The 22,268-nt window shown below is 71.1% G+C and carries 23 protein-coding genes; 14 read left to right on the top strand and 9 right to left on the bottom strand.

Annotated features, from left to right (window positions below; genetic code table 11):
• Together CCN33_RS08235 and CCN33_RS08230 are read left to right on the top strand one after the other, a co-directional pair.
• Window positions 1-1,027 (top strand): amidohydrolase (locus CCN33_RS08235; protein WP_244173726.1); only part of this gene is annotated, 1,027 nt, incomplete at its 5' end.
• Window positions 1,028-1,066: 39 nt separating this feature from the next.
• Window positions 1,067-1,798, top strand: a complete 732-nt coding sequence (locus CCN33_RS08230) for a DUF4111 domain-containing protein (RefSeq protein WP_086692727.1) — start codon at window positions 1,067-1,069, stop codon at window positions 1,796-1,798.
• A 1-nt stretch (window position 1,799) separates the two neighbouring features.
• Here the strand turns inward: CCN33_RS08230 and CCN33_RS08225 are convergent, their stop codons facing one another.
• The 4 genes from CCN33_RS08225 to CCN33_RS08210 are packed head-to-tail and all read right to left on the bottom strand — an operon-like array spanning window position 1,800 to window position 5,405.
• Window positions 1,800-2,810, bottom strand: a complete 1,011-nt coding sequence (locus tag CCN33_RS08225) for a COX15/CtaA family protein (protein ID WP_086692725.1) — start codon at window positions 2,808-2,810, stop codon at window positions 1,800-1,802.
• Window positions 2,811-2,867: 57 nt separating this feature from the next.
• A complete protein-coding gene (locus CCN33_RS08220; protein ID WP_086692723.1) occupies window positions 2,868-3,641 on the bottom strand; it encodes an ABC transporter permease in 774 nt (257 codons plus the stop codon).
• A complete protein-coding gene (locus tag CCN33_RS08215) occupies window positions 3,638-4,561 on the bottom strand; it encodes an ABC transporter ATP-binding protein (RefSeq protein ID WP_086692721.1) in 924 nt (307 codons plus the stop codon). Before CCN33_RS08215 ends, CCN33_RS08220 begins: the two co-directional genes overlap by 4 nt.
• 31 nt (window positions 4,562-4,592) lie before the next feature.
• Window positions 4,593-5,405 carry an AAC(3) family N-acetyltransferase gene (locus tag CCN33_RS08210; protein ID WP_086692719.1) on the bottom strand — a complete coding sequence of 271 codons (813 nt, stop codon included), beginning with the start codon at window positions 5,403-5,405 and terminating at the stop codon, window positions 4,593-4,595.
• 184 nt (window positions 5,406-5,589) lie between these two features.
• Here CCN33_RS08210 and CCN33_RS08205 point away from each other — a divergent pair, with 184 nt between their 5' ends.
• From CCN33_RS08205 to dapD, 9 genes are all read left to right on the top strand, one after another.
• Window positions 5,590-6,348: a helix-turn-helix transcriptional regulator gene (locus CCN33_RS08205; RefSeq protein WP_086692717.1), complete on the top strand. Its 759-nt coding sequence runs from the start codon at window positions 5,590-5,592 to the stop codon at window positions 6,346-6,348.
• Window positions 6,345-7,766 carry a Fe-S cluster assembly protein SufB gene (gene sufB, locus CCN33_RS08200; RefSeq protein ID WP_030815341.1) on the top strand — a complete coding sequence of 474 codons (1,422 nt, stop codon included), beginning with the start codon at window positions 6,345-6,347 and terminating at the stop codon, window positions 7,764-7,766. Before CCN33_RS08205 ends, sufB begins: the two co-directional genes overlap by 4 nt.
• Window positions 7,767-7,837: 71 nt before the next feature.
• Window positions 7,838-9,019, top strand: coding sequence for a Fe-S cluster assembly protein SufD (gene sufD / locus CCN33_RS08195; protein WP_086692715.1), 1,182 nt, complete (start codon window positions 7,838-7,840; stop codon window positions 9,017-9,019).
• Window positions 9,016-9,339: a non-heme iron oxygenase ferredoxin subunit gene (locus CCN33_RS08190; protein ID WP_086692713.1), complete on the top strand. Its 324-nt coding sequence runs from the start codon at window positions 9,016-9,018 to the stop codon at window positions 9,337-9,339. The genes sufD and CCN33_RS08190 overlap by 4 nt, the downstream gene beginning before the upstream one ends.
• Window positions 9,340-9,346: 7 nt before the next feature.
• Window positions 9,347-10,111 carry a Fe-S cluster assembly ATPase SufC gene (sufC, locus tag CCN33_RS08185; RefSeq protein ID WP_086692711.1) on the top strand — a complete coding sequence of 255 codons (765 nt, stop codon included), beginning with the start codon at window positions 9,347-9,349 and terminating at the stop codon, window positions 10,109-10,111.
• Window positions 10,108-11,364: a cysteine desulfurase gene (locus CCN33_RS08180; RefSeq protein WP_086692709.1), complete on the top strand. Its 1,257-nt coding sequence runs from the start codon at window positions 10,108-10,110 to the stop codon at window positions 11,362-11,364. Before sufC ends, CCN33_RS08180 begins: the two co-directional genes overlap by 4 nt.
• A gap of 18 nt (window positions 11,365-11,382) precedes the next feature.
• Window positions 11,383-11,856: a Fe-S cluster assembly sulfur transfer protein SufU gene (gene sufU, locus CCN33_RS08175; RefSeq protein WP_086692707.1), complete on the top strand. Its 474-nt coding sequence runs from the start codon at window positions 11,383-11,385 to the stop codon at window positions 11,854-11,856.
• A complete protein-coding gene (locus CCN33_RS08170; RefSeq protein ID WP_031182020.1) occupies window positions 11,853-12,185 on the top strand; it encodes a metal-sulfur cluster assembly factor in 333 nt (110 codons plus the stop codon). Before sufU ends, CCN33_RS08170 begins: the two co-directional genes overlap by 4 nt.
• 117 nt (window positions 12,186-12,302) lie before the next feature.
• A complete protein-coding gene (gene dapD, locus CCN33_RS08165) occupies window positions 12,303-13,289 on the top strand; it encodes a 2,3,4,5-tetrahydropyridine-2,6-dicarboxylate N-succinyltransferase (protein WP_086692705.1) in 987 nt (328 codons plus the stop codon).
• Window positions 13,290-13,391: 102 nt separating this feature from the next.
• Here dapD and CCN33_RS08160 read toward each other — a convergent pair whose 3' ends face one another.
• The gene (locus tag CCN33_RS08160; RefSeq protein ID WP_086692703.1) at window positions 13,392-13,589 is read right to left on the bottom strand and encodes a hypothetical protein; all 198 of its coding nucleotides are present in this window, start codon (window positions 13,587-13,589) and stop codon (window positions 13,392-13,394) included.
• Between the two features lie 390 nt (window positions 13,590-13,979).
• On the opposite strand from CCN33_RS08160, the gene CCN33_RS08155 reads away from it, so the two are divergent.
• Window positions 13,980-14,795, top strand: coding sequence for a helix-turn-helix domain-containing protein (locus CCN33_RS08155; protein WP_086692701.1), 816 nt, complete (start codon window positions 13,980-13,982; stop codon window positions 14,793-14,795).
• Here the strand turns inward: CCN33_RS08155 and CCN33_RS08150 are convergent.
• The 3 genes from CCN33_RS08150 to CCN33_RS08140 form a co-directional block, all read right to left on the bottom strand.
• On the bottom strand, window positions 14,782-15,348 hold the full coding sequence (locus CCN33_RS08150) for a TetR/AcrR family transcriptional regulator (protein WP_086692699.1): 567 nt from the start codon (window positions 15,346-15,348) through the stop codon (window positions 14,782-14,784). The genes CCN33_RS08155 and CCN33_RS08150 overlap by 14 nt on opposite strands.
• A 37-nt stretch (window positions 15,349-15,385) precedes the next feature.
• A complete protein-coding gene (locus CCN33_RS08145) occupies window positions 15,386-16,825 on the bottom strand; it encodes an alkaline phosphatase PhoX (RefSeq protein WP_086692697.1) in 1,440 nt (479 codons plus the stop codon).
• 151 nt (window positions 16,826-16,976) lie between these two features.
• Entirely contained in the window at window positions 16,977-18,404 is a 1,428-nt protein-coding gene (locus tag CCN33_RS08140) for a hypothetical protein (RefSeq protein WP_086692695.1), read from the bottom strand.
• A 265-nt stretch (window positions 18,405-18,669) separates the two neighbouring features.
• Here CCN33_RS08140 and CCN33_RS08135 point away from each other — a divergent pair, with 265 nt between their 5' ends.
• A complete protein-coding gene (locus tag CCN33_RS08135; RefSeq protein ID WP_086692694.1) occupies window positions 18,670-20,493 on the top strand; it encodes an endonuclease/exonuclease/phosphatase family protein in 1,824 nt (607 codons plus the stop codon).
• A 76-nt stretch (window positions 20,494-20,569) separates the two neighbouring features.
• Window positions 20,570-21,484, top strand: a complete 915-nt coding sequence (gene dapA / locus CCN33_RS08130; protein WP_086692692.1) for a 4-hydroxy-tetrahydrodipicolinate synthase — start codon at window positions 20,570-20,572, stop codon at window positions 21,482-21,484.
• 169 nt (window positions 21,485-21,653) lie between these two features.
• Here dapA and CCN33_RS08125 read toward each other — a convergent pair.
• On the bottom strand, window positions 21,654-22,268 hold a 615-nt coding region (locus CCN33_RS08125; RefSeq protein ID WP_208621682.1), incomplete at its 5' end, for a TerD family protein.

Raw genomic sequence — 22,268 nt, 5'->3', positions numbered from 1 at the left:
CGAGGCGCGGCTGGGGCGGGGGGAGGGGCCGCCCGCGCCGGGGACCACGCTGTTCGACACGCAGACGGGGTTCGCGGTGCGGCGCTGGTGTCCGCCGCTGCTCGGCCTGGAGCCGCACTGTCCGCCCGCCCGCTATCTGGCCCGGCGCCGCGAACTGGGCGTGCTGGAGGCCGGGCGCAGGCTGCTGCGCGGGTCCGGGATCACCACCTACCTGGTCTCCAGCGGGTTGCCGGACGACCTCACCGGGCCCGAGGAGATGGCCGCCGCCGGGGACGCGGCGGCGCGCGAGGTGGTCCGGCTGGAGCCGCTGGCCGAGCAGGTCGCGGACACCTCGGGCACGGTCGCCTCGTTCCTCGCCAATCTCGCCGAGGCGGTGCACGGGGCCGCCACGCACGCCGTCGCCTTCGCCGCCACGGCCTTCCTCGCGGGCCAAGGTGCCGCTCTCGCCCCCGAGCCACCGGGGCCCGGCGCGGTACGGAGCGCCGCCGCCCGCTGGCTGGCCGGACGGCGCGTGGGGGAGGAGCTGGCCGACCCCGTCCTGCTGGGCCACCTGCTGTGGACCGCGGTGGCCACGGGCCGCCCGCTCCAGCTGCACGCCGGCCCCGAGGAGCCCGGCCCGCGTACCGACCCCGCTCCGCTGGCCGGCTTCGTACGGGCCACCGCGGGCCTCGGCACCGACCTGGTCCTGCTGCCCGGCCTCTTCCACCACCGGTACGCGGCCCGGCTGGCCGGCGCCCATACCCACGTCTACGCCGACTCCGGCGCCGCCCTCGCCCGTACCGGCGCCCGCGCGGCCGCGATCCTCGCGGACATCCTGGAACTCGCCCCCTTCGGCAAGGTCCTCTTCTCCACCGGCGCCCAGTCCCTGCCCGAACTCCACGTGGTGGGCGCCCACCTCTTCCGCGAGTCCCTCGACCGGGTCCTCGGCACCTGGCTCACCGAGGGCGCCTGCAGCCCCACCGACGCCCGCCGAGTGGCGCACCTCCTGGCGTCCGAGAACGCCCACCGGGTGTACGGGCTGAGCTGACCTCTGTACGGGCGGCGCCCCGTCCCCGACACTCGCCCCATGCCGACCGAAGCGCTCATCTCCCGCTTCCTGGACGACCTCGCCCCCTTCCGCCCGCTCGCCGTCTGGGCCCACGGCTCACTGGGCGGCGGGGACTACCAGGAGGGCCGCAGCGACCTGGACCTCGTCGCGGTCCTGCCCGGCCCGCTGACCCCGGCCTCCGTACGCCGCCTGATCGTGCTGCACCGGCACTTGCGCGCCGAGCCACTGGCGGACCGGCTGCACTGCTCGTACCTGACCCCGCCCGCGGCGGCCGAGCCGGAGAGGCCGCACCTGACCTGGGCGCACGGCCGCGTCACGCGCCGTCCGGTCACCCCCGTGACCCGGAGCGAGCTGCACGAGTTCGGCCGGGTGCTGCACGGGGCGCCGCCCGCCGCGTATCTGCCGCCGGTGCCGGACCGGCAGCTGCGGGACTTCGTCGCGGCCGACCAGCGGGACTTCTGGCGCCCGGCCGTGGACAAGGAGCGGCTCTGGAGGGAGGACATCTGGGTCGACCTCGGCCTGCTGACCTTCGCCCGCGCCACCGTGACCCTGCGCGAGGGGCGGCTGATCTCCAAGCGTCAGGCGCTCACCGAGCTGCCCGCACTGGGGGCGCCGCGCGAGGTCGTCGAGGACATCACGCGGCGGCGCTACGGGGAACACGGCCCCGGACCCTCGCCGGACCGCAGGGCCCGGCTGACCCGTGCCTACCTCGGACCGGCCATCGACGCACTGGTGGCCGGGTACCGCTGACTCAGGCCGGGGTGCCCACCGAGACCTCCGCCGCCGGACCCGGCACCGGGGCCGGGGTGGCCGGGCGTTCACGGAGGGAGAGGAGGACGCGGAGAGTGGCGATCCACATGAGGCAGGAGCCGAGCATGTGCAGGGCGACCAGGGCCTCGGGGAGGTGGGTGAAGTACTGGATGTAGCCGATGACACCCTGGGCCAGAAGGATCACGAAGAGGTCGCGGGTCCGGGACAGGGGGCCCTTGGGGGCGTCGACCGCCTTCAGGACGAACCAGAGGGCGAAGGTCAGGGTCACCACGATCCACGCCAGCACCGCGTGCAGCTTGGCGATCATCTCCCAGTCCAGCGGGATGCGCGCCACCTCGGAGGAGTCGCCCGCGTGCGGACCGGCGCCGGTCACCACCGTGCCGACCGCGATCAGCAGCACGGCCGCGGCCACCAGGAACCACACGAGCTGCCGTACCGCCCCGCCGACCAGCGGGCGCGCTTCCGCGTCACCCTCACGGGTGCGCTGCCACGTCACGGTGGCCACGGTGATCAGCGCCGTGGACAGCAGGAAGTGCGCCGCGACCGTGTACGGGTTCAGTCCGACCAGCACCACGATGCCGCCGAGCACCGCGTTGCCCATGACCACCCAGAACTGCGCCCAGCCGAGCCGGGTCAGGTCGCGCCGCCACGGCTTCCGGGAGCGGGCGGCGATGATCGCCCATCCGACGGCCGCGCAGAGCACGTAGGTCAGCATGCGGTTGCCGAACTCGATGACGCCGTGCACGCCCATGGCGCGGGTGGTGGTCAGCGAGTCGTCGGTGCAGGTGGGCCAGGTCGGGCAGCCGAGCCCGGATCCGGTCAGGCGCACCGCGCCGCCGGTGACCACGATGACCACCGACATCACGAGAGCGGCGAGCGCGGCCCGGCGGACGGTCCGGGGGTCCGGGGTCCAGCGGTCGGCGATGAAGGCGAGCGGGTTGCGGAGGGCCGCCGCGGCGTCGGCGGGGGTCAGCTTTGGCACGCGCACCATGGTAGGCGCCCGCTTGTGCACACTTTCACGAGGGGCGCCCCTCGGCCGCGGGCGCACCTACTCCCAGCGGAAGAACTTCCCCGCCGCGGCGAGGCCCACGACCGCCCACACCGCGAGGATCGCCAGGTCGCCCCAGGGCATCCCGGCGCCGTGCTGGAGCACGTCCCGCAGACCGTCGGAGAGCGCGGAGATCGGCAGCAGCCCGAGGACGTGCTGCCCGGCGGAGCCGAACTTCTCCAGCGGCACGATCACCCCGCCGCCGACCAGCAGCAGCAGGAAGACCAGGTTGGCCGCGGCCAGCGTGGCCTCCGCCTTCAGCGTCCCCGCCATCAGCAGCCCGAGCCCGGAGAACGCGGCCGTACCGAGGACGAGCAGCAGCAGGACGGCGGCCGGACTGCCGTGCGGGGACCAGCCCAGCGCGAAGGCGATGACGGTCAGCAGGACGACCTGGAGGACCTCGGTGACCAGCACCGCGGCCGTCTTCGCGGTCATCAGGCCCCAGCGCGGCAGCGGCGAGGAGGCCAGCCGCTTCAGCACGCCGTAGCGCCGCTCGAAGCCGGTGGCGATGGCCTGTCCGGTGAACGCCGTGGACATCACCGCCAGCGCCAGGATGCCGGGGGTGAGGAAGTCCACCGCCCTGCCGGACCCGGTGTCCACGATGTCCACCGAGCTGAACAGCACCAGCAGCAGGGTCGGGATCACCACGGTCAGCAACAGCTGCTCGCCGTTGCGCAGCAGCATCCGCGTCTCCAGCGCGGCCTGCGCGCCGATCATGCGCGGGAGCGGGGCCGCTCCTGGCCTGGGGGCGTACGTGCCCGGCGCGGTGGTCATGAGCGCAGCTCCTTGCCGGTCAGTTCCAGGAAGACGTCTTCGAGGGTGTGCCGCTCCACCGAGATACGGTCCGGCATCACCCCGTGCTGCGCGCACCAGGAGGTCACGGTGGCGAGCAGCTGCGGGTCTATCTTGCCGCTCACCCGGTACCCGCCCGGCGTCAGCTCGTCGGCCGTGCAGTCGGCCGGCAGCGCCTTGAGCAGCGAGGCCACGTCCAGTCCGGGGCGCCCGCTGAAGCGCAGGGTGTTCTCGGCGCCGTCGCGGCACAGCTCCTCCGGGGAGCCCTGGGCGATGACCCGGCCCCCGTCGATGATCGCCACGTCGTCCGCGAGCTGCTCCGCCTCGTCCATGTGGTGCGTGGTCAGGATCACCGAGACCCCGTCGGTGCGCAGGTCCCGTACCAGGTCCCAGGTGGCGCGGCGGGCCTGCGGGTCGAGACCGGCGGTCGGCTCGTCCAGGAAGACCAGCTCGGGGCGGCCGACGACGGCCATGGCGAGCGCGAGCCGCTGCTGCTGGCCGCCGGACAGCCGCCGGTAGGAGGTCCGGCCGCAGGAGCCGAGCCCGAGCCGTTCGATCAGGGCGTCCACGTCCAGGGGGTGCGCGTGCAGCCTGGCGACGTGCCGCAGCATCTCGTCGGCGCGGGCGCCGGAGTAGACACCGCCGGACTGGAGCATCACCCCGACCCGGGGGCGCAGCGCGGCCGCGTCCCGCACCGGGTCGAGGCCCAGGACGCGCACGGTGCCGGAGTCCGGGGTGCGGTATCCCTCGCAGGTCTCGACCGTGGTCGTCTTGCCGGCGCCGTTGGGACCGAGGACGGCGGTCACGCCCGGCCGGGCCTCCAGGTCGAGGCCGTCCACCGCGGTCTTCCGCCCGTACCGCTTCACCAGGGCCTGGACCTGGACCACGGGGTCACTATGCATGGGTCCAGAGTCTAGGGAGGCGCGGCGGGGCTCAGGCGTGGGGGTGCTGGAAACCGGCCTCGCGGGGCCGGTGCAGCGGGAGCCAGCGCTCGGCGTAGGCCACCGCGTCCGCGACCGGGAACAGCCGGGCCACGGCGGCGCCGACCCGGCTCCGCAGGACCGGGCGGTCCCGCTCGAAGTCCTGGCCCAGTTCGTCGAAGCGGTCGGAGGTGATGGACACCTCGGTCACCGTCTCCCAGCCGCCGGGGCCGGGCCGCCCGACCTCCACCGTCGGCGCGGGTATCCGGTACTCGGCCAGGTGGAAGCTGGTGCAGGCGTGGTAGCCCACGCCCAGCAGCAGTACCCGGGCGCCGAGCCGCTCCAGGCGGGCCAGCGGGCTCCGCTCACCGAGCCGGCAGTCCGGGGCGTGGCCGTGGGTGATCTCGGCGGCGCGGGGGCCGAGCGCGGCGAACGAGGTCTGCGGGTGTGCGCTGCGCCGGGCGCCGGGCCAGGTGCGCACGGTCTCCGGGACGACCCCGACCCCGCGCGAGGGGGTGGTGCGCGGGTCGTAGGGCGGCATGGTGGCGCGTACCGTCTCCCACCACTCGGGCGGCACCGGGGGCGCGTGCCACAGCTCGGGGTCGGAGAGGCCGGCGGACTGGGTGGGGACGACCAGGGTGCCGTCCGGGCCGAGGGCGTCGAGGAGGCCCTGGACGACGGCGACGGCCCCGCCGTTCACCCACCCGAGGGAACTCAGCGAGGAGTGCACGAGCAGGGTCTCGCCGGGCTCGACACCCAGCTCCAGGAGCTGTTCGGCGAGGGCGGAACGGGTAACCAGGGGGCCTGCTGGGACGGGGGTCGGCATGGCGCGGAGTCTGCCCGGCCGAGGTGCCGACCGCCAGCGGTTTTGCCTGGTGAGGGGTGCCGCGATCGGTGTCCTGGAGATCGTTTCCGCAGGTCAGGTTAGGTCGGCCTAAGTGACGCAGGGCACCGTCGATCGCTTCCGGCCTGGCTTGTCAGGCTCCGAAGAATTACGCAACAATAGCGTTGTGAAAAACGTCGGCGAGGCTCGGGAGACCCCCACGGGGCCCCAGGAAGAGCTAGCGACCGGTGAGCGTTCGACGCGCAACCGGGTCGCGCGGTCCATCCTGGACCACGGCCCGTCGACCGTCGCCGAACTGGCCGGCCGGCTGGGCCTCACCCAGGCCGCCGTGCGCCGGCATCTGGACGCGCTGGCCGCCGACGACGTCGTGCAGGCACGCGAGCAGCGGGTGTACGGAGCCCGTACCCGCGGCCGCCCCGCGAAGGTCTTCGCCCTGACCGCCTGCGGCCGGGACGCCTTCGACCAGTCCTACGACCAGCTCGCCGCCGACGCCATGCGCTGGATCGCCGAGCGCGAGGGCGGGGACGAGGCCGTCGCCGCCTTCGCCCGCGCCCGCATCGCCGCCCAGGCCGCCGCCTACCGCCGGGCCGTCGAGGGAGTGGAGCCCGAGCGCCGCGCCGAAGCCCTGGCCAGGGCCTTGACCGCGGACGGGTACGCTGCTACGGCACGCAGTGCCCCCCTCCCGCAACAGGGTGAGCAGCTCTGCCAGCACCACTGTCCGGTCGCCCACGTCGCCGAGCAGTTCCCCCAGCTCTGCGAGGCGGAGACGGAGTTCTTCGCCGAGCTGCTGGGAACCCACGTCCAGCGACTGGCGACCATCGCGCACGGCGACGGCGTCTGCACGACGTTCATCCCCAAGATTTCCAAGACCGACAAGTCCGATCAGAGCCACCACGCAAGCACGGCCGGGAGGAACCCCGCATGACGCTCCCCACGGAGACTGCCCACCCCGAACTCGAGGGTCTGGGCAAGTACGAATACGGCTGGGCCGACTCCGACGTAGCCGGCGCCTCGGCCAAGCGCGGCCTGAGCGAGGCCGTCGTCCGCGACATCTCGGACAAGAAGTCCGAGCCGGAGTGGATGACCAAGCTCCGCCTCAAGGGTCTGAAGCTGTTCGAGAAGAAGCCCATGCCCAACTGGGGCTCGGACCTCTCGGGCATCGACTTCGACAACATCAAGTACTTCGTGCGCTCCACGGAGAAGCAGGCGGAGTCCTGGGAGGACCTGCCCGAGGACATCAAGAACACCTACGACAAGCTGGGCATCCCGGAGGCCGAGAAGCAGCGCCTCGTCGCCGGTGTCGCCGCCCAGTACGAGTCGGAGGTCGTCTACCACCAGATCCGCGAGGACCTGGAGGAGCAGGGCGTCATCTTCCTGGACACCGACACCGCGCTCCGCGAGCACCCCGAGCTGTTCAAGGAGTACTTCGGCACCGTCATCCCGGTCGGTGACAACAAGTTCGCCTCGCTGAACACGGCCGTGTGGTCCGGCGGCTCCTTCATCTACGTGCCGAAGGGCGTGCACGTGGAGATCCCGCTCCAGGCCTACTTCCGGATCAACACCGAGAACATGGGCCAGTTCGAGCGGACGCTGATCATCGTCGACGAGGACGCCTACGTCCACTACGTCGAGGGCTGCACCGCGCCGATCTACAAGTCGGACTCGCTGCACTCTGCGGTCGTCGAGATCATCGTCAAGAAGGGCGCCCGCTGCCGTTACACGACCATCCAGAACTGGTCGAACAACGTCTACAACCTGGTCACCAAGCGCGCCGTCGCCTACGAAGGCGCCACCATGGAGTGGGTCGATGGCAACATCGGCTCCAAGGTGACCATGAAGTACCCGGCCGTCTACCTGATGGGCGAGCACGCCAAGGGCGAGACCCTCTCCATCGCCTTCGCGGGCGAGGGCCAGCACCAGGACGCCGGCGCCAAGATGGTCCACATGGCGCCCAACACGTCGTCCAACATCGTCTCGAAGTCGGTGGCGCGCGGCGGCGGCCGTACCTCCTACCGCGGTCTCATCGAGATCGGCGAGGGCGCGGCCGGATCGAAGTCCAACGTGCTGTGCGACGCGCTGCTCGTCGACACGATCTCCCGCTCGGACACCTACCCCTACGTCGACGTCCGCGAGGACGACGTCTCCATGGGTCACGAGGCGACCGTCTCCAAGGTCTCCGAGGACCAGCTCTTCTACCTGATGAGCCGCGGCCTCTCCGAGGACGAGGCGATGGCGATGATCGTGCGCGGCTTCGTCGAGCCGATCGCCAAGGAGCTGCCGATGGAGTACGCGCTGGAGCTCAACCGGCTGATCGAGCTGCAGATGGAGGGCGCGGTCGGCTGACCCGCCGCCCGTACCCCGTCACGCCACACACGCAGCCACCTACGCACCAGAAAGCGAGCACCCCGACAGCCATGGCTGAGCAGAACATCCCCGTGGGGTCCACCACCGCGGGCTCGATCGCGGTCGCCGCGGAGTCGACCGTCGCCACGCGCATGAGCGCGCCCCCCTCCTACGACGTCGCGGACTTCCCCGTCCCGCACGGCCGGGAGGAGGAGTGGCGGTTCACTCCGCTGGAGCGGCTGCGCGGCCTGCACGACGGCACCGCCGTCGCCACGGGCGAGGGCCTGAAGGTCGTCGTCGAGGCCCCCGAGGGCGTCACCGTCGAGAACGTCGGCCGTGACGACGCCCGGCTCGGCAAGGCCGGCACGCCGGTCGACCGCGTCGCCGCCCAGGCGTACTCCGCCTTCGAGCAGGCGTCGGTCGTCACCGTGCCCAAGGAGACCGTCCTCACCGAGCCGATCCGCATCGCGGTGCACGGCGAGGGCGGCACCGCCTTCGGCCACCAGGTGATCGAACTGGGTGCCTTCGCCGAGGCCCTCGTCGTCATCGACCACACCGGTGACGCGGTGCTCGCCGCCAACGTCGACTACGTGCTCGGTGACGGCGCCAAGCTGACCGTCGTCTCCGTCCAGGACTGGGACGACAAGGCCGTGCACGTGGCCCAGCACAACGCCCTGGTCGGCCGCGACGCCTCCTTCAAGTCCGTGGTCGTCACCTTCGGCGGCGACGTGGTCCGCCTCCACCCGCGCGTCAGCTACGCGGGCCCCGGCGGCGAGGCCGAGCTGTTCGGCCTGTACTTCACCGACGCCGGTCAGCACCAGGAGCACCGCCTCCTGGTGGACCACAACACCCCGCACTGCCGCTCCCACGTCGTCTACAAGGGCGCGCTCCAGGGCGAGGGCGCGCACGCGGTGTGGATCGGTGACGTGCTCATCGAGGCCAAGGCCGAGGGCACCGACACCTACGAGATGAACCGCAACCTGGTGCTCACCGACGGCTCCCGCGTCGACTCGGTCCCCAACCTGGAGATCGAGACCGGTGAGATCGTCGGTGCCGGCCACGCCTCCACCACCGGCCGCTTCGACGACGAGCAGCTCTTCTACCTGATGGCCCGCGGCATCCCGGAGCACGAGGCCCGCCGCCTGGTGGTCCGCGGCTTCTTCGCCGAGCTGGTCCAGCAGATCGGTGTCCCCGACATCGAGGAGCGCCTGCTCGTCAAGATCGAGGAGGAGCTGGAGGCCGCGGTCGCATGACGACGACCTTCCAGCGCGTCTGCGGACTGAGCGAGCTGTCGGAGGACACCCCCAAGCGGGTGGAGCTCGACGGCACTCCGGTCTCGGTCGTGAAGACCGAGGGCGAGGTGTACGCGATCTACGACATCTGCTCGCACGCGAACGTCTCCCTCTCCGAGGGCGAGGTGGAGGACGGGCAGATCGAGTGCTGGCTGCACGGCTCCTGCTTCGACCTCCGCAGCGGCAAGCCGTCCGGCCCGCCCGCGACGCGCCCCGTCCCCGTATACCCCGTAAAGATCGAAGGGGACGACGTGCTCGTCTCCCTCACCCAGGAGTCCTGAGGCACCCATGGCAACGCTTGAAATCCGAGACCTGCACGTCACCGTCGAGGCCGACAACGCCACGAAGGAGATCCTCAAGGGCGTCGACCTCACCGTGAAGCAGGGCGAGACGCACGCCATCATGGGCCCCAACGGCTCGGGCAAGTCGACCCTCGCCTACTCGCTCGCGGGTCACCCGAAGTACACGATCACCAGCGGCACCGTCACCCTCGACGGCGAGGACGTCCTCGCCATGTCGGTCGACGAGCGCGCCCGCGCCGGCCTGTTCCTCGCCATGCAGTACCCGGTCGAGGTCCCCGGCGTCTCCGTCTCCAACTTCCTGCGCACCTCCGCCACCGCCGTCCGCGGCGAGGCCCCCAAGCTGCGTACCTGGGTGAAGGAGGTCAAGGAGAACATGGAGCGGCTCCACATGGACCCCTCCTTCGCGGAGCGCAACGTCAACGAGGGCTTCTCCGGCGGTGAGAAGAAGCGCCACGAGATCCTCCAGCTCGAGCTGCTCAAGCCGCAGGTCGCCATCCTCGACGAGACCGACTCCGGCCTCGACGTGGACGCCCTGCGCATCGTCTCCGAGGGCGTCAACCGCGTCCGCGAGACCGGTGAGACCGGCACCCTGCTGATCACGCACTACACGCGCATCCTGCGCTACATCAAGCCGGACTTCGTCCACGTGTTCTCCGGCGGCCGCATCGTCGAGTCCGGCGGTCCCGAGCTGGCCGACAAGCTGGAGAACGAGGGCTACGAGGCATACACGAAGGGTGGCGTATCCGCGTGACAGAGCTGCCGGGCCTCCTCGACACCGAGGCGATCCGCAAGGACTTCCCCATCCTGGACCGACAGGTCCACGACGGGCGCAAGCTCGTGTACCTGGACAACGCGGCGACCTCGCAGAAGCCGCGCCAGGTGCTGGACGCCCTGAGCGAGTACTACGAGCGCTACAACGCCAACGTCCACCGCGGCGTGCACGTCCTCGCCGAGGAGGCCACGGCGCTGTACGAGGGCGCGCGTGACAAGGTCGCCGACTTCGTCAACGCGCCCAGCCGCGACGAGGTGATCTTCACCAAGAACGCCTCCGAGTCGCTCAACCTCGTGGCCAACATGCTCGGCTGGGCCGACGAGCCCTACCGGGTCGACCACGAGACCGAGATCGTCATCACGGAGATGGAGCACCACTCCAACATCGTGCCGTGGCAGCTGCTCGCGCAGCGCACCGGCGCGAAGCTGAAGTGGTTCGGCCTCACCGACGACGGCCGCCTCGACCTGTCCAACCTGGACGAGATCATCACCGAGAAGACGAAGATCGTCTCCTTCGTGCTGGTCTCCAACATCCTGGGCACGGTCAACCCGGTCGAGGCGATCGTGCGCCGCGCCCAGGAGGTCGGCGCGCTGGTCTGCGTCGACGCCTCGCAGGCCGCGCCGCACATGCCGCTGGACGTACAGGCGCTCGGCGCCGACTTCGTGGCCTTCACCGGCCACAAGATGTGCGGTCCGACCGGCATAGGGGTGCTCTGGGGCCGTCAGGAACTCCTGGAGGACCTGCCCCCGTTCCTCGGCGGCGGCGAGATGATCGAGACGGTGTCGATGCACTCCTCGACCTACGCGCCCGCTCCGCACAAGTTCGAGGCGGGCACCCCGCCGATCGCCCAGGCGGTCGGTCTCGGTGCCGCGATCGACTACCTCAACTCGATCGGCATGGACAAGATCCTCGCCCACGAGCACGCGCTCACCGAGTACGCGGTGAAGCGGCTGGGCGAGGTCCCCGACCTGCGCATCATCGGCCCCTCCACGGCCGAGGACCGCGGCGCGGCGATCTCCTTCACGCTCGGCGACATCCACCCGCACGACGTGGGCCAGGTCCTCGACGAGCAGGGCATCGCGGTGCGCGTCGGCCACCACTGCGCGCGGCCGGTCTGCCTGCGGTACGGAATTCCGGCGACCACCCGGGCGTCGTTCTATCTGTACTCCACGCCCGGCGAGATCGACGCACTGGTCGAGGGGCTGGAGCACGTACGGAACTTCTTCGGCTGAGAGGCGTGGGTTGACACCGTGAAGCTGGACTCGATGTACCAGGAAGTCATCCTGGACCACTACAAGAACCCGCACGGGCGTGGTCTTCGGGATGGCGACGCCGAGGTGCACCACGTGAACCCGACGTGCGGCGACGAGATCACCCTCCGGGTGCGGTACGACGGTACGACGATCGCGGACGTCTCGTACGAGGGCCAGGGCTGTTCCATCAGCCAGGCCTCGGCGTCCGTGCTGAACGAACTGCTGGTGGGCAAGGACCTGCCCGAGGCGCAGAAGATCCAGGAGACCTTCCTGGAGCTGATGCAGTCCAAGGGCCGGATCGAGCCCGACGACGCGATGGAGGAGGTGCTGGAGGACGCGGTCGCGTTCGCCGGTGTCTCCAAGTACCCCGCGCGGGTCAAGTGCGCCCTCCTGAGCTGGATGGCGTGGAAGGACGCGACGGCCCAGGCCCTGGGCGAGGCCGGCGCGGACGCCGAAAGGAAGACGGCATGACCGACACCGCTGAGATGAAACCGGTCTCGGAGGAAGAACTCCGCGAGGCCCTGATGGACGTCGTCGACCCCGAGCTGGGCATCGACGTCGTCAACCTCGGTCTGATCTACGGCATTCACGTCGACGACGCGAACATCGCCACGATCGACATGACCCTGACCTCCGCGGCCTGCCCGCTGACGGACGTCATCGAGGACCAGGCCAAGTCCGTCACCGACGGCCTGGTCAGCGAACTGCGCATCAACTGGGTCTGGATGCCCCCGTGGGGCCCCGACAAGATCACCGACGACGGCCGCGAGCAGCTGCGGGCGCTGGGGTTCAACGTCTGAGGGTTGCTTTTCCCCCTACGGATCGAGGCGGCGGTGCCCTTGGGCATCGCCGCCTTCGCGCACCCGGCGCGCCGCACCGGTTAGGCCCCCGCACCGCTCCCACGTTAGGTTTTCCGCATGACCGACACTGCTTCCCGTACCACCGGCGCCGTCGCCGCCGGTCTCGCCACCATCGCCGCCGACGGCACCGTTCTCGACACCTGGTTCCCGGCGCCCGAGCTGGTCGCCGAGCCGGGGCCGTCCGGCAGCGAGCGGCTGTCCGCCGACCGGGCCGCCGAACTGCTGGGCGACAGCGCGGTCTCCGCGCTCGGCCCGGACGCCCGGCGGGGCGTCGAGGTGGTCGCGGTCCGTACGGTCATCGCCTCGCTGGACGAGAAGCCGCTCGACGCGCACGACGTCTACCTGCGGCTGCACCTGCTCTCGCACCGCCTGGTCAAGCCGCACGGCCAGAGCCTGGACGGCATCTTCGGCCACCTCGCCAACGTCGCCTGGACCTCGCTCGGCCCGGTCGCGGTGGACGACGTCGAGAAGGTGCGGCTGAACGCGCGCGCCGACGGCCTGCACCTCCAGGTCACCTCGATCGACAAGTTCCCCCGCATGACGGACTACGTCGCCCCCAAGGGCGTCCGCATCGCCGACGCCGACCGCGTCCGCCTCGGCGCGCACCTCGCCGAGGGCACGACGGTCATGCACGAGGGCTTCGTCAACTTCAACGCCGGCACGCTGGGCACCTCCATGGTCGAGGGCCGCATCTCCGCGGGCGTCGTCGTCGGTGACGGTTCCGACATCGGCGGCGGTGCCTCCACCATGGGCACCCTCTCCGGCGGCGGCAACGTCATCATCGCCATCGGTGAGCGCTGCCTCGTCGGCGCGGAAGCGGGGGTGGGCATCGCACTGGGCGACGAGTGCGTGGTCGAGGCGGGCCTCTACGTCACCGCGGGCACCCGCGTCACGATGCCCGACGGCCAGATCGTCAAGGCCCGCGACCTCTCCGGCGCGTCCAACATCCTGTTCCGCCGCAATTCGGTGACCGGTGCGGTGGAGGCTCGGCCGAACAACGCGGTCTGGGGCGGGCTGAACGACATTCTGCACAGCCATAACTGATCAACGGCGGCCATCCGGCCGCAGAGAGACGCCCCGCCGGACGCGAGTGCCGTCGGGGCGCTTCTCATGTCCATGGAGAGTGACGGCAGGCCCAGGGCGGGCCTAAGCGGCCATGGGCGGCTCTTGATCGTCCGTCCGGTGCGGCTGATCGGGGTTTTTAAAGCGCTGCCAGGCCTCGCGCGCCTTTCCGGCGGACTCGATCACGTCTGGAATCTGGTCTAGTAGACCCTTCACAGCGAAGAGCAGCACGGAAGCCACGCCAGCGATGGCGAGAATGATGATGATGGCGGTGCCGTCCACCGATCCTTACCTTCCCTGTCATGGGTCGGAATCGGTGGCATAGGCAGCCTCGATCCGTCCCTTTCGGTCGGGACCGAGACACCTACGCTGATGCGGCGCGCAAATGTTCTCGGGTGGGTCATTGCTGACCCGGGTTTGTACAGTCGTGCGGTCTTGCCCTACCCGCCAACCCGGGATCTTGACTGACATCGTCGGCTCGGCGACCTAGTTGCACCGAGGCCCAGTCACTTAGGCTGGCTTGCCCTGCCTTCCCGTTTCGCAGCCGGGGCGCACAGGTGCGCGGAGCATTTCGCTCACTAACGCCGATGATAGCGCACGGCACACGGAAGCGCCCCGACGTCAACGAGTAGACATCGGGGCGCTGTTGAAGTCTGCTACCGGACCACCGGCCTGATTCGGTCCAAGGGTACGTCCCTTTCATGCCCTGGTGGTCGGCTCACCGGTCAGCAACTCGCCCAGCGGCTCGGCTGGCAGGGCTCCAAGGTCAGCAGGCTGGAGAACGGCAAGCAGACGGCCACCCCCGAGGACCTTAGGGCTTGGGCTGACGCGACCGAGCAGCCTGAGGTGTACGCCGAGCTGGCCGCCCGACTGGCGGGCTTCGAGTCCCAGATCAGGTCATGGCGTCGCGCGCTGGCGAACGGTTACAAGGTGATGCATGAAGGGCTGAGCGCGGAGATAGAGCGGGCCTCGGAGATGTGGGTCTGGGAGGAGTCGGTGATCCCTGGCCTGCTGCAGACCCCCGAGTACGCTCACCACGTCATCCGGCGGTACGCCGAACTGCTAGGCGGCGCCAACGACATCGACGCCGCCGTACGCTCCCGAGTCCAGCGGCAGGAGTGGCTCTACCGGCCCGGCCGCAAGCTGCACGTGCTGATGTGGGAAGCCGCGCTGCGCTCGCTGATCTGCCCGCCCACCGTGCTGGCCGCCCAGCTCGACCGCTTGACCGGCGTGATCGGCATGGACACCGTCGAGCTGGGCGTCGTCCCCTTCGCCGCCCCCGTGAAGATCGTGCCCGCCAATGGCTTCTGGGTCCTGGATGACCGGGTGGTCGTCGCGGAGGACTGGCACGCCGAGATGTGGTTGGACGACGCCGACAACATCGCCCTCCACTCGAAGGTCTGGCACACCCTCCACGAGTCGGCCGTGTACGGGACCGAAGCCCAGAACGTCATCACCGTGGCCCGCCGCGCCCTCAACCTCCGCTGACGCGAAGTCCGTCCAGCAGCCACCCCAGATACCGCCCGATCTCCCGTGCTTCCCCGCCGCCCAGTTCCGCCGCCGACGCGATGCCGTGGGCGAGGCGCAGGAGTTCGGCCGTGGTGATGTCGGGGCGGAGGGCGCCTTCCTCCTGGGCGGCCCGGACCAGGCGGGTCGCCGTGCCGTACACCACCGTGCCGCAGGCCGTCATGGGCGCGTCGGTCGCCGCCGAGCCCAGGAGGGACTTCAGGCCCCGAACCTGGATCGTCGCCACGCAGACCTCGTGGAGCCACTCTGTCAGCGCCTCCCCCGGGGGCAGGGCGCGGGACAACTCCTCGCCGCGCTCGCCCAGGGCGTCGACGCGGGCCGAGTACGCCGCCTCCAACAGGGCCCGGCGGGTGGGGAAATGGCGGTACAGCGTGCCGGAGCCGACACCGGCGCGTCTGGCGATGTCGTCCAGGGAGGCGCTCTCACCGTGTTCGGCGAAGGCCGACGCAGCCGCGGTCAGCAGGCGTTCACGGTTGCGCCGGGCGTCCGCCCGCATGGGCCTGGGGTGGGACATGCGGGCACTTCCTTCGGCGGGGGGCTGCCCCAGGAGTTTAGTCCCGCCGCTGCCGCTTCCACGGGCCCGTGATCGCCAGCATGATGCCCGGCTCCTGGATGTTGGCGAACAGGGTGTGGCCGTCGGGGGAGAAGGTCACACCGGTGAACTCGCTGTACTCGGGGGCCGATTCGGTGCCGATGTTGAGTTCGTTGCGGGCGATCGGGAACGTACGGCCGCCGTCGGTCGCGCCGAAGAGGTGCTGCACGCCCTCGCCGTCCTCGGCGATGACCAGGCCCCCGTAGGGAGAGACGGTGATGTTGTCCGGGCCGTCGAAGGCGCCGTCGGCGGAGGGGTCCGGGTTGACCCCGAGGAGTACCTTCAGGGTCAGCGTCCGCCGCCTGGGGTCGTAGAACCACACCTGGCCGTCGTGCCGCACGGGGCTCTCCTCGCGGGCGTAGGACGAGACAACGTACACCCCGCCGTCGCCCCACCACATGCCCTCCAGCTTGCGGGCCCGCGTCACCTGACCGTCGGTGAACTGCTTGCGGACCGGCACCGTACGCGCGTCCCGGTCGGGGACGTCGACCCAGTCCACGCCGTACACCGTGCCGGTGCGCGTCGCGCGCGAGAGGTCGTCCACGAAGCGGCCGCCGGAGTCGAAGCAGCGGAACGCCTGGAGGACGCCCGCGTCGTCGGCGAGGGTGCGCAGCCGGCCCCGGCCGTGGTGGAAGCCCTCCGGCGGAGTCCAGCGGTAGAAGAGGCCGTTGGGGCCGGAGGCGTCCTCGGTGAGGAAGAGGTGGCCCCGCTTGGGGTCGACCACCACCGCCTCGTGGGCGTAACGGCCCAGCGTCTTCAGCGGCTTGGGAGCGCGGTTGGCGCGGCGGTCGGCGGGGTCGACCTCGAAGACGTAGCCGTGGTCCTTGGTCATGCCGTTCTGCCCGGCCCGGTCCTCGGTCTCCTCACAGGTCAGCCAGGTACCCCAAGGAGTGCTGCCGCCGGCGCAGTTGGTGGAGGTACCGGCGACGCCCACCCACTCGGCGACATGGTCACGTCGGACCTCCACCACCGTGCAGCCCCCCGAGGCGGCCGGGTCGTACACCAGGCCCTCGGCGAGCGGCACCGGGTGCTTCCAGTTCGCACGCGGCCCCTTCAGCTCGTGGTTGTTCACCAGCAGCACCGCACCGCGCGGGCCCGCGAAGGCCGCCGTACCGTCGTGGTTCGACGGGGTGGGCTCGCCCGACTCCAGCCGGGTACGCCCGCTGTACGTCACCACCCGGTACGAGAAGCCCTCGGGCAGCGCGAGGATGCCGTCCGGGTCGGGGACCAGCGGGCCGTACCCGATGCCGGGGTGGCCGTGCGCGTCCCGGGCGCCGTCGAGGTCCGCGGCGGCGAGGGCCTGCGGGGCGGTGGCGAGGGCGCCCACGCTGCCCGCGAGCACGACCCCGGCACCGGTGACCGCCGTGGTCCTGGCGAAGTCCCTGCGGGTGAGTGACATGGTGTCTCCTGTGACGGTCGGGACGCCCGTGGCGGAGGGCGAGGGTGGCGGGGCCTCGTTCGGCCGACACACTCCCGCCCGCCCTTGAACGGCAGTTGAACACCGAGCCGCGCACAGGACACCGCTGCCGTACACCCCGGGGAGGGGCCCGTCAGTTCCCCTGCTGCTGCGACCTCGCCCTGAACGCCGCCTTCCGCGCCTCCTTGGCCACCCGCTTGTCCGGATGCAGCCGCCCCATCGCCTCCAGCACGTCCGCCGTGGCCGGGTGCTCCACCCGCCAGGCGGCCGAGAAGAACCCGCTGTGCTGCTCGGCCAGGCCCTCCACCAACGCCTGCAGCTCCTCGGAGTTGCCCTCCGCCTGGAGCTGCGCGGCGATCGTGTCCACGGTCAGCCAGAACACCAGGTCCTGCGAGGGCGGCGGCACGTCCGGCGCGCCCCGCTCGCTCAGCCAGACCCGGGCCAGACCGCCCAGCTCCGGATCGTCCAGCACCTCCCGCAGCGCCGGCTCGGCCGCCTCGCCGACCAGGGACAGCGCCTGCTGGCAGCGCAGCCGCCGCAGCGGCGCACCGGCGTCCGCGCCGCGCGCCGCCGCGAGCAGCTCCCGCGCGGCGGCGAGGGGCTCACGTCGCGCGAGCCACTGCTCGGTCTCGGCACGCGCGGCGAACTCCCCGTACCCGGCGGTGCCGTCGAGCAGCGCGTCCGCGCCCTTGTCGGCCAGCTCGCCCACGGCCGGCGCCTCGAACCCGGCCTCCAGCAGCCGCGCCCGCAGCCCGTACAGCCCGAGCGGGGTCAGCCGGACCATGCCGTAGCGGGCGATGTCGTCCTCGTCGACCGGCTCGGCGGGTTCCTCCTCCGCGCCGGCCATCAGCTCCTCGTCCACCGGCCGGTACTCCACCAGGCCGATCGGCTCCAGCATCCGGAACTGGTCGTCCAGCTTCATCATCGCGTCGGAGACCTGCTCCAGGACGTCGTTGCTGGGCTCCTCCAGCTCGTCGGGGACGATGGTGGAGGCGGCCAGCGCGGGCAGCGGCACCGGGCTCTCACCGGGTCCGTCCTCACCGACGGTCAGCAGGTAGAGGTTGCCGAGCACGCCGTCGAGCAGTTCCGCCTCGCCCTGGGGGTCCCAGTCGAACGTCGAGAAATCGATCTCGCCGCCCTCCTCCAGGGCGGCGGCCAGCCCCTCCAGGTCCGGCACCCCGGCGTCCGCGACGACCGTGTCCAGCGCGGCCAGCCAGATCGTCAGCACGTCGTGCGGAGCGCCGGTCAGCAGGGCCAGGTCCGCGCCGGGGGCCACGGTCCCGGCCTCCTCGTCGGTGATCTCGACCAGGCCGGTGTCCACCGCCACGCCCCACGCCTCGGCGGCGTTGGCGGCGGCGTCGCCGCCGGTCAGGCCGAGCAGTTCGGCGGCGGCGGGCAACTGCTCCTCGACCAGGCTGCCGCCGCCGTCGACGCGGGTGTCGGGGCCCGCCCACCGGGCGAGCCGGGCGGCGCGGGAGAGCAGCGGGGTGGACAGCGCGGCACGCGCCAGCTCCGCTTCGGGACGCAGCCGTACGGGCGGCAGGGGGGAGCTGTCTGACATCGGCTGGTTCTCCTCGGACCGGGAAAGCACTCAACCCCTCAGCCTAGACGGCTTTGCCGGCGCACCACCCGGTTCCGGTCGCCGCCGCCCCTCGTACGTGGCCGAAACCTTGACAACTCCCGGCGCGAGGCAGGAGATTGACGCGCGTAGAGGTGGGGGAACGACTGTTCACTCGGCTCTACGCGTGTCACTGAGGGCGACGAGCCCTGCACGCTGCTGTGCGTTGCCGTCCCGGCGTTCCGTCACGTTCCCGGAGGAAATCCCCTTGCCGAGCAGGACTTCCGCGCGTCTCGCCGCGCTCACCGTCGCCGCCGTGTGCGGCGCCGCGTCCGCCGTCGTCGCCACCTCGCCCGCGCACGCCGACTCGGTGCGCGTCCACGACATCCAGGGCACCACCCGCCTCTCGCCGTACGCCGGCAAGCAGGTCGCCGACGTGCCCGGCGTGGTCACCGCCGTACGCACCTACGGTTCGTCCAAGGGCTTCTGGCTCCAGGACCCGAACCCGGACGCCGACCCGGCCACCAGTGAGGGCGTCTTCGTCTTCACCAGCTCCACGCCGAAGGCCGCCGTGGGCGACTCGGTCACCGTCACCGGAACCGTGTCGGAGTACGTGCCGGGCGGCACCGCCTCGGGCAACCAGTCGGTCACCGAGATCACCAAGCCCGTCGTCACCACCCTCTCCACCGGCAACCCGGTCCCGGCGCCGGTCGTGATCACCAGGCGCGCGGTGCCGGAACGATACGCCCCGGCCGGCGACCCGGCCGCGAACAACTCGATCAACGCCCTGCCGCTCGCCCCCGCGACCTACGCCCTCGACTACTACGAGTCGCTGGAGGGCATGAACGTCCAGGTCGGCGACGCGCGCGTGGTCACCGGCACCGACCCGTACAGCGAGCTGTGGGTCACCGTGAAGCCGAAGGAGCACCGCACCGAGCGGGGCGGCACCCTGTACGGCTCCTACGACGCGCAGAACACCGGCCGCCTCCAGATCCAGTCCCTCGGCGCGACCGCGGACTTCCCGCAGGCGAACGTCGGCGACACCCTGGCCGGCACCACCACCGGACCGCTGGACTTCAACCAGTTCGGCGGCTACACGCTGGTGGCGAGCGCCCTCGGCACGCTGGAGAGCGGGGGCCTGGAGCGGGAGACGACCCGCAAGCAGGCGTCCGGCGAGCTGGCGGTGGCGACGTACAATGTCGAGAACCTCGACCCGTCCGACAAGACCTTCGACGCGCACGCGTCCGCGATCGTGAACAACCTGCGTTCGCCCGACATCGTGTCCCTGGAGGAGATCCAGGACGACAACGGCGCCAAGGACGACGGCACGGTGAGCGCGGGCGCGACGGTGGCCAAGCTGATCGACGCGATCGTGGCCGCGGGCGGTCCGCGCTACGACTGGCGCTCCATCGACCCCGTCGACAAGCAGGACGGTGGCGAGCCGGGCGGCAACATCCGCCAGGTGTTCCTCTTCAACCCCGGGCGGGTCTCCTTCACCGACCGCCCCGGCGGTGACTCCACCACGGCGGTCGGCGTCGCCAAGGAGAACGGCAAGGCCCGGCTGACCGTGTCGCCCGGCCGCGTCGACCCGGCGAACGCCGCCTGGGCCAACAGCCGCAAGCCGCTGGCCGGGGAGTTCGTGTTCCGGGGCCGTACGGTCTTCGTGATCGCCAACCACCTCAACTCCAAGGGCGGCGACCAGCCGTTGAGCGGGCAGTACCAGCCGGTGGTCCGCAGCTCGGAGACGCAGCGGCACGCGCAGGCGACGGAGGTCAACACCTTCGTGAAGTCCCTGCTCGCGGCGCAGAAGGACGCGGAGGTCATCGCGCTCGGGGACATGAACGACTTCGAGTTCTCCGACACCGCGAAGATCCTGGAGGGTGACGGGGAGCTCTGGTCGGCGATCAAGTCGCTGCCGCGCAGGGAGCGTTACACCTACGACTACCAGGGCAATGCGCAGGTGCTCGACCAGATCCTGATCAGCAGGGCGATCCGGCGGGGCTCGTTCGCGTACGACAGCGTGCACATCAACTCGGAGTTCCACGACCAGATCAGCGACCACGACCCGCAGGTGCTGCGCTTCCGCCCCTGATTGTTCAGATCTGCTTGGCTGCATCTCGTAGCAGATTTAAGTGGAGCTTCACGGTCGTGGTGTCGAGACTACGACCATGAGGCAACGGAACGCACCCTTCGGCCGCACGCTCTGCGCGATGGTCACCCCGTTCACGCCGGCCGGCGCGCTCGACGTGGACGGGGCGGCCCGCCTGGCCACCCGTCTGGTGGCCGGGGGCTGCGACGGGCTGGTCCTGAACGGCACCACGGGTGAGTCGCCCACCACCACCGACGCGGAGAAGCGGGAGCTGATCGCGGCGGTCCGCTCCGCGGTGGGCCCCGCCGTCCCGCTGGTCGCGGGCGTCGGCACGGCGGACACCCGGCACACCGTCGAACTGACCCTCGCGGCCGAGAAGGCGGGCGCCGACGCGGCGCTGGTCGTCACCCCGTACTACAGCCGTCCCCAACAGGCTGCCGTCGAGGCCCACTTCCGCCAGGTCGCGGACGCGAGCGGCCTGCCGCTGATGCTCTACGACATCCCCGGCCGCACGGGCACCCGTATCGCTCCGGCCACGATGATCCGCCTCGCGGCCCATCCGCGCATCGTCGCCGTCAAGGACTGCTCCTACGACTTCCTCGGCACCCAGAAGGTGCTCGCGGAAACGGAGTTGGCGTACTACGCGGGGTGCGACGAACACATCCTTCCCCTGTACGCCGTGGGGGCGGTGGGCTGCGTGAGCACGATCGCCAACGCGGTGCCGGCGCAGGTGGCGGGAATCCTGGCGGCGTTCGACGCGGGAGACACAGCGCTGGCCGCCGAACTCCAGTCCCGGGTAACCCCGTTGATCGAGGCGATGATGGCCTCGGACCTACCGGGCACGGTGACGACGAAGGCCCTCCTCAACGCCATGAACCTCCCGGCAGGCCCGGTACGGCCACCCCTGCTGACGGCGCCCCCGGAGACGACGGCGGAGCTGCTGGCCCTTTACGAGGCCGGGGTCCCGGTGCGGGGCCCCGGCCGGGCGTCCTAGGGCCTCCCGTTTGGATCTTGCCGGGCTCGCGGGGTCTGGCACCGCGCCTCGCGGCGTTGTCGTCGGTTGCCATGGCTCCGCCATGTGGCCCTCCTCCGCCTTGCGACGCACGGCACCAGACCCCGCTCCCTGATCCGGCCTGATCCAAACGAAAGACCCTAGACCTCTGTCACAACGCCGCGCCCCCCGGCTTCACCATGTTTCTCACCGTGCGGGCCTTGACGAAGTCGCCCAGGGCGGTCATGTCCCACTCGCCCGAGTACTGGCGGATGAGCTTGGCCATCAGGACGCCCGTCTGGGGTTCCGCCGACGTCAGGTCGAAGCGGACCAGTTCTTCGCCGGAGGTGGGGTCGATCAGGCGGCAGTACGCCTTGGCGACCTCCGTGAACTTCTGGCCGGAGAAGGAGTTGACGGTGAAGACCAGGCCGGTGACCTCCGGGGGGATGCGGCCGAGGTCGACCGTGATGACCTCGTCGTCACCGCCGCCCTCGCCGGTGAGGTTGTCGCCGGAGTGCTTGATGGCGCCGTTCAGGATGGAGAGCTTGCCGAAGTAGCAGCTGTCGACGGCGTTGCGCTGGGGGCCGTAGGCGATGACCGAGGCGTCGAGGTCGATGTCCTTGCCCCGGTAGGCGGGCTCCCAGCCGAGGCCCATCTGGACGCGGGAGAGAAGGGGGGCGCCGCCCTTGACCAGGGAGACCGTCTGGTTCTTCTGGAGGCTCACCCGGCCCTTGTCCAGGTTGATCTTGCCGGCGCCCGGCGTGGGGGCCGGCAAGATCAACCTGGA

This window comes from Streptomyces recifensis, assembly GCF_002154615.1.
Lineage (GTDB): Bacteria > Actinomycetota > Actinomycetes > Streptomycetales > Streptomycetaceae > Streptomyces > Streptomyces griseoluteus.
This window is presented reverse-complemented; position numbering and strand designations above follow the sequence as displayed.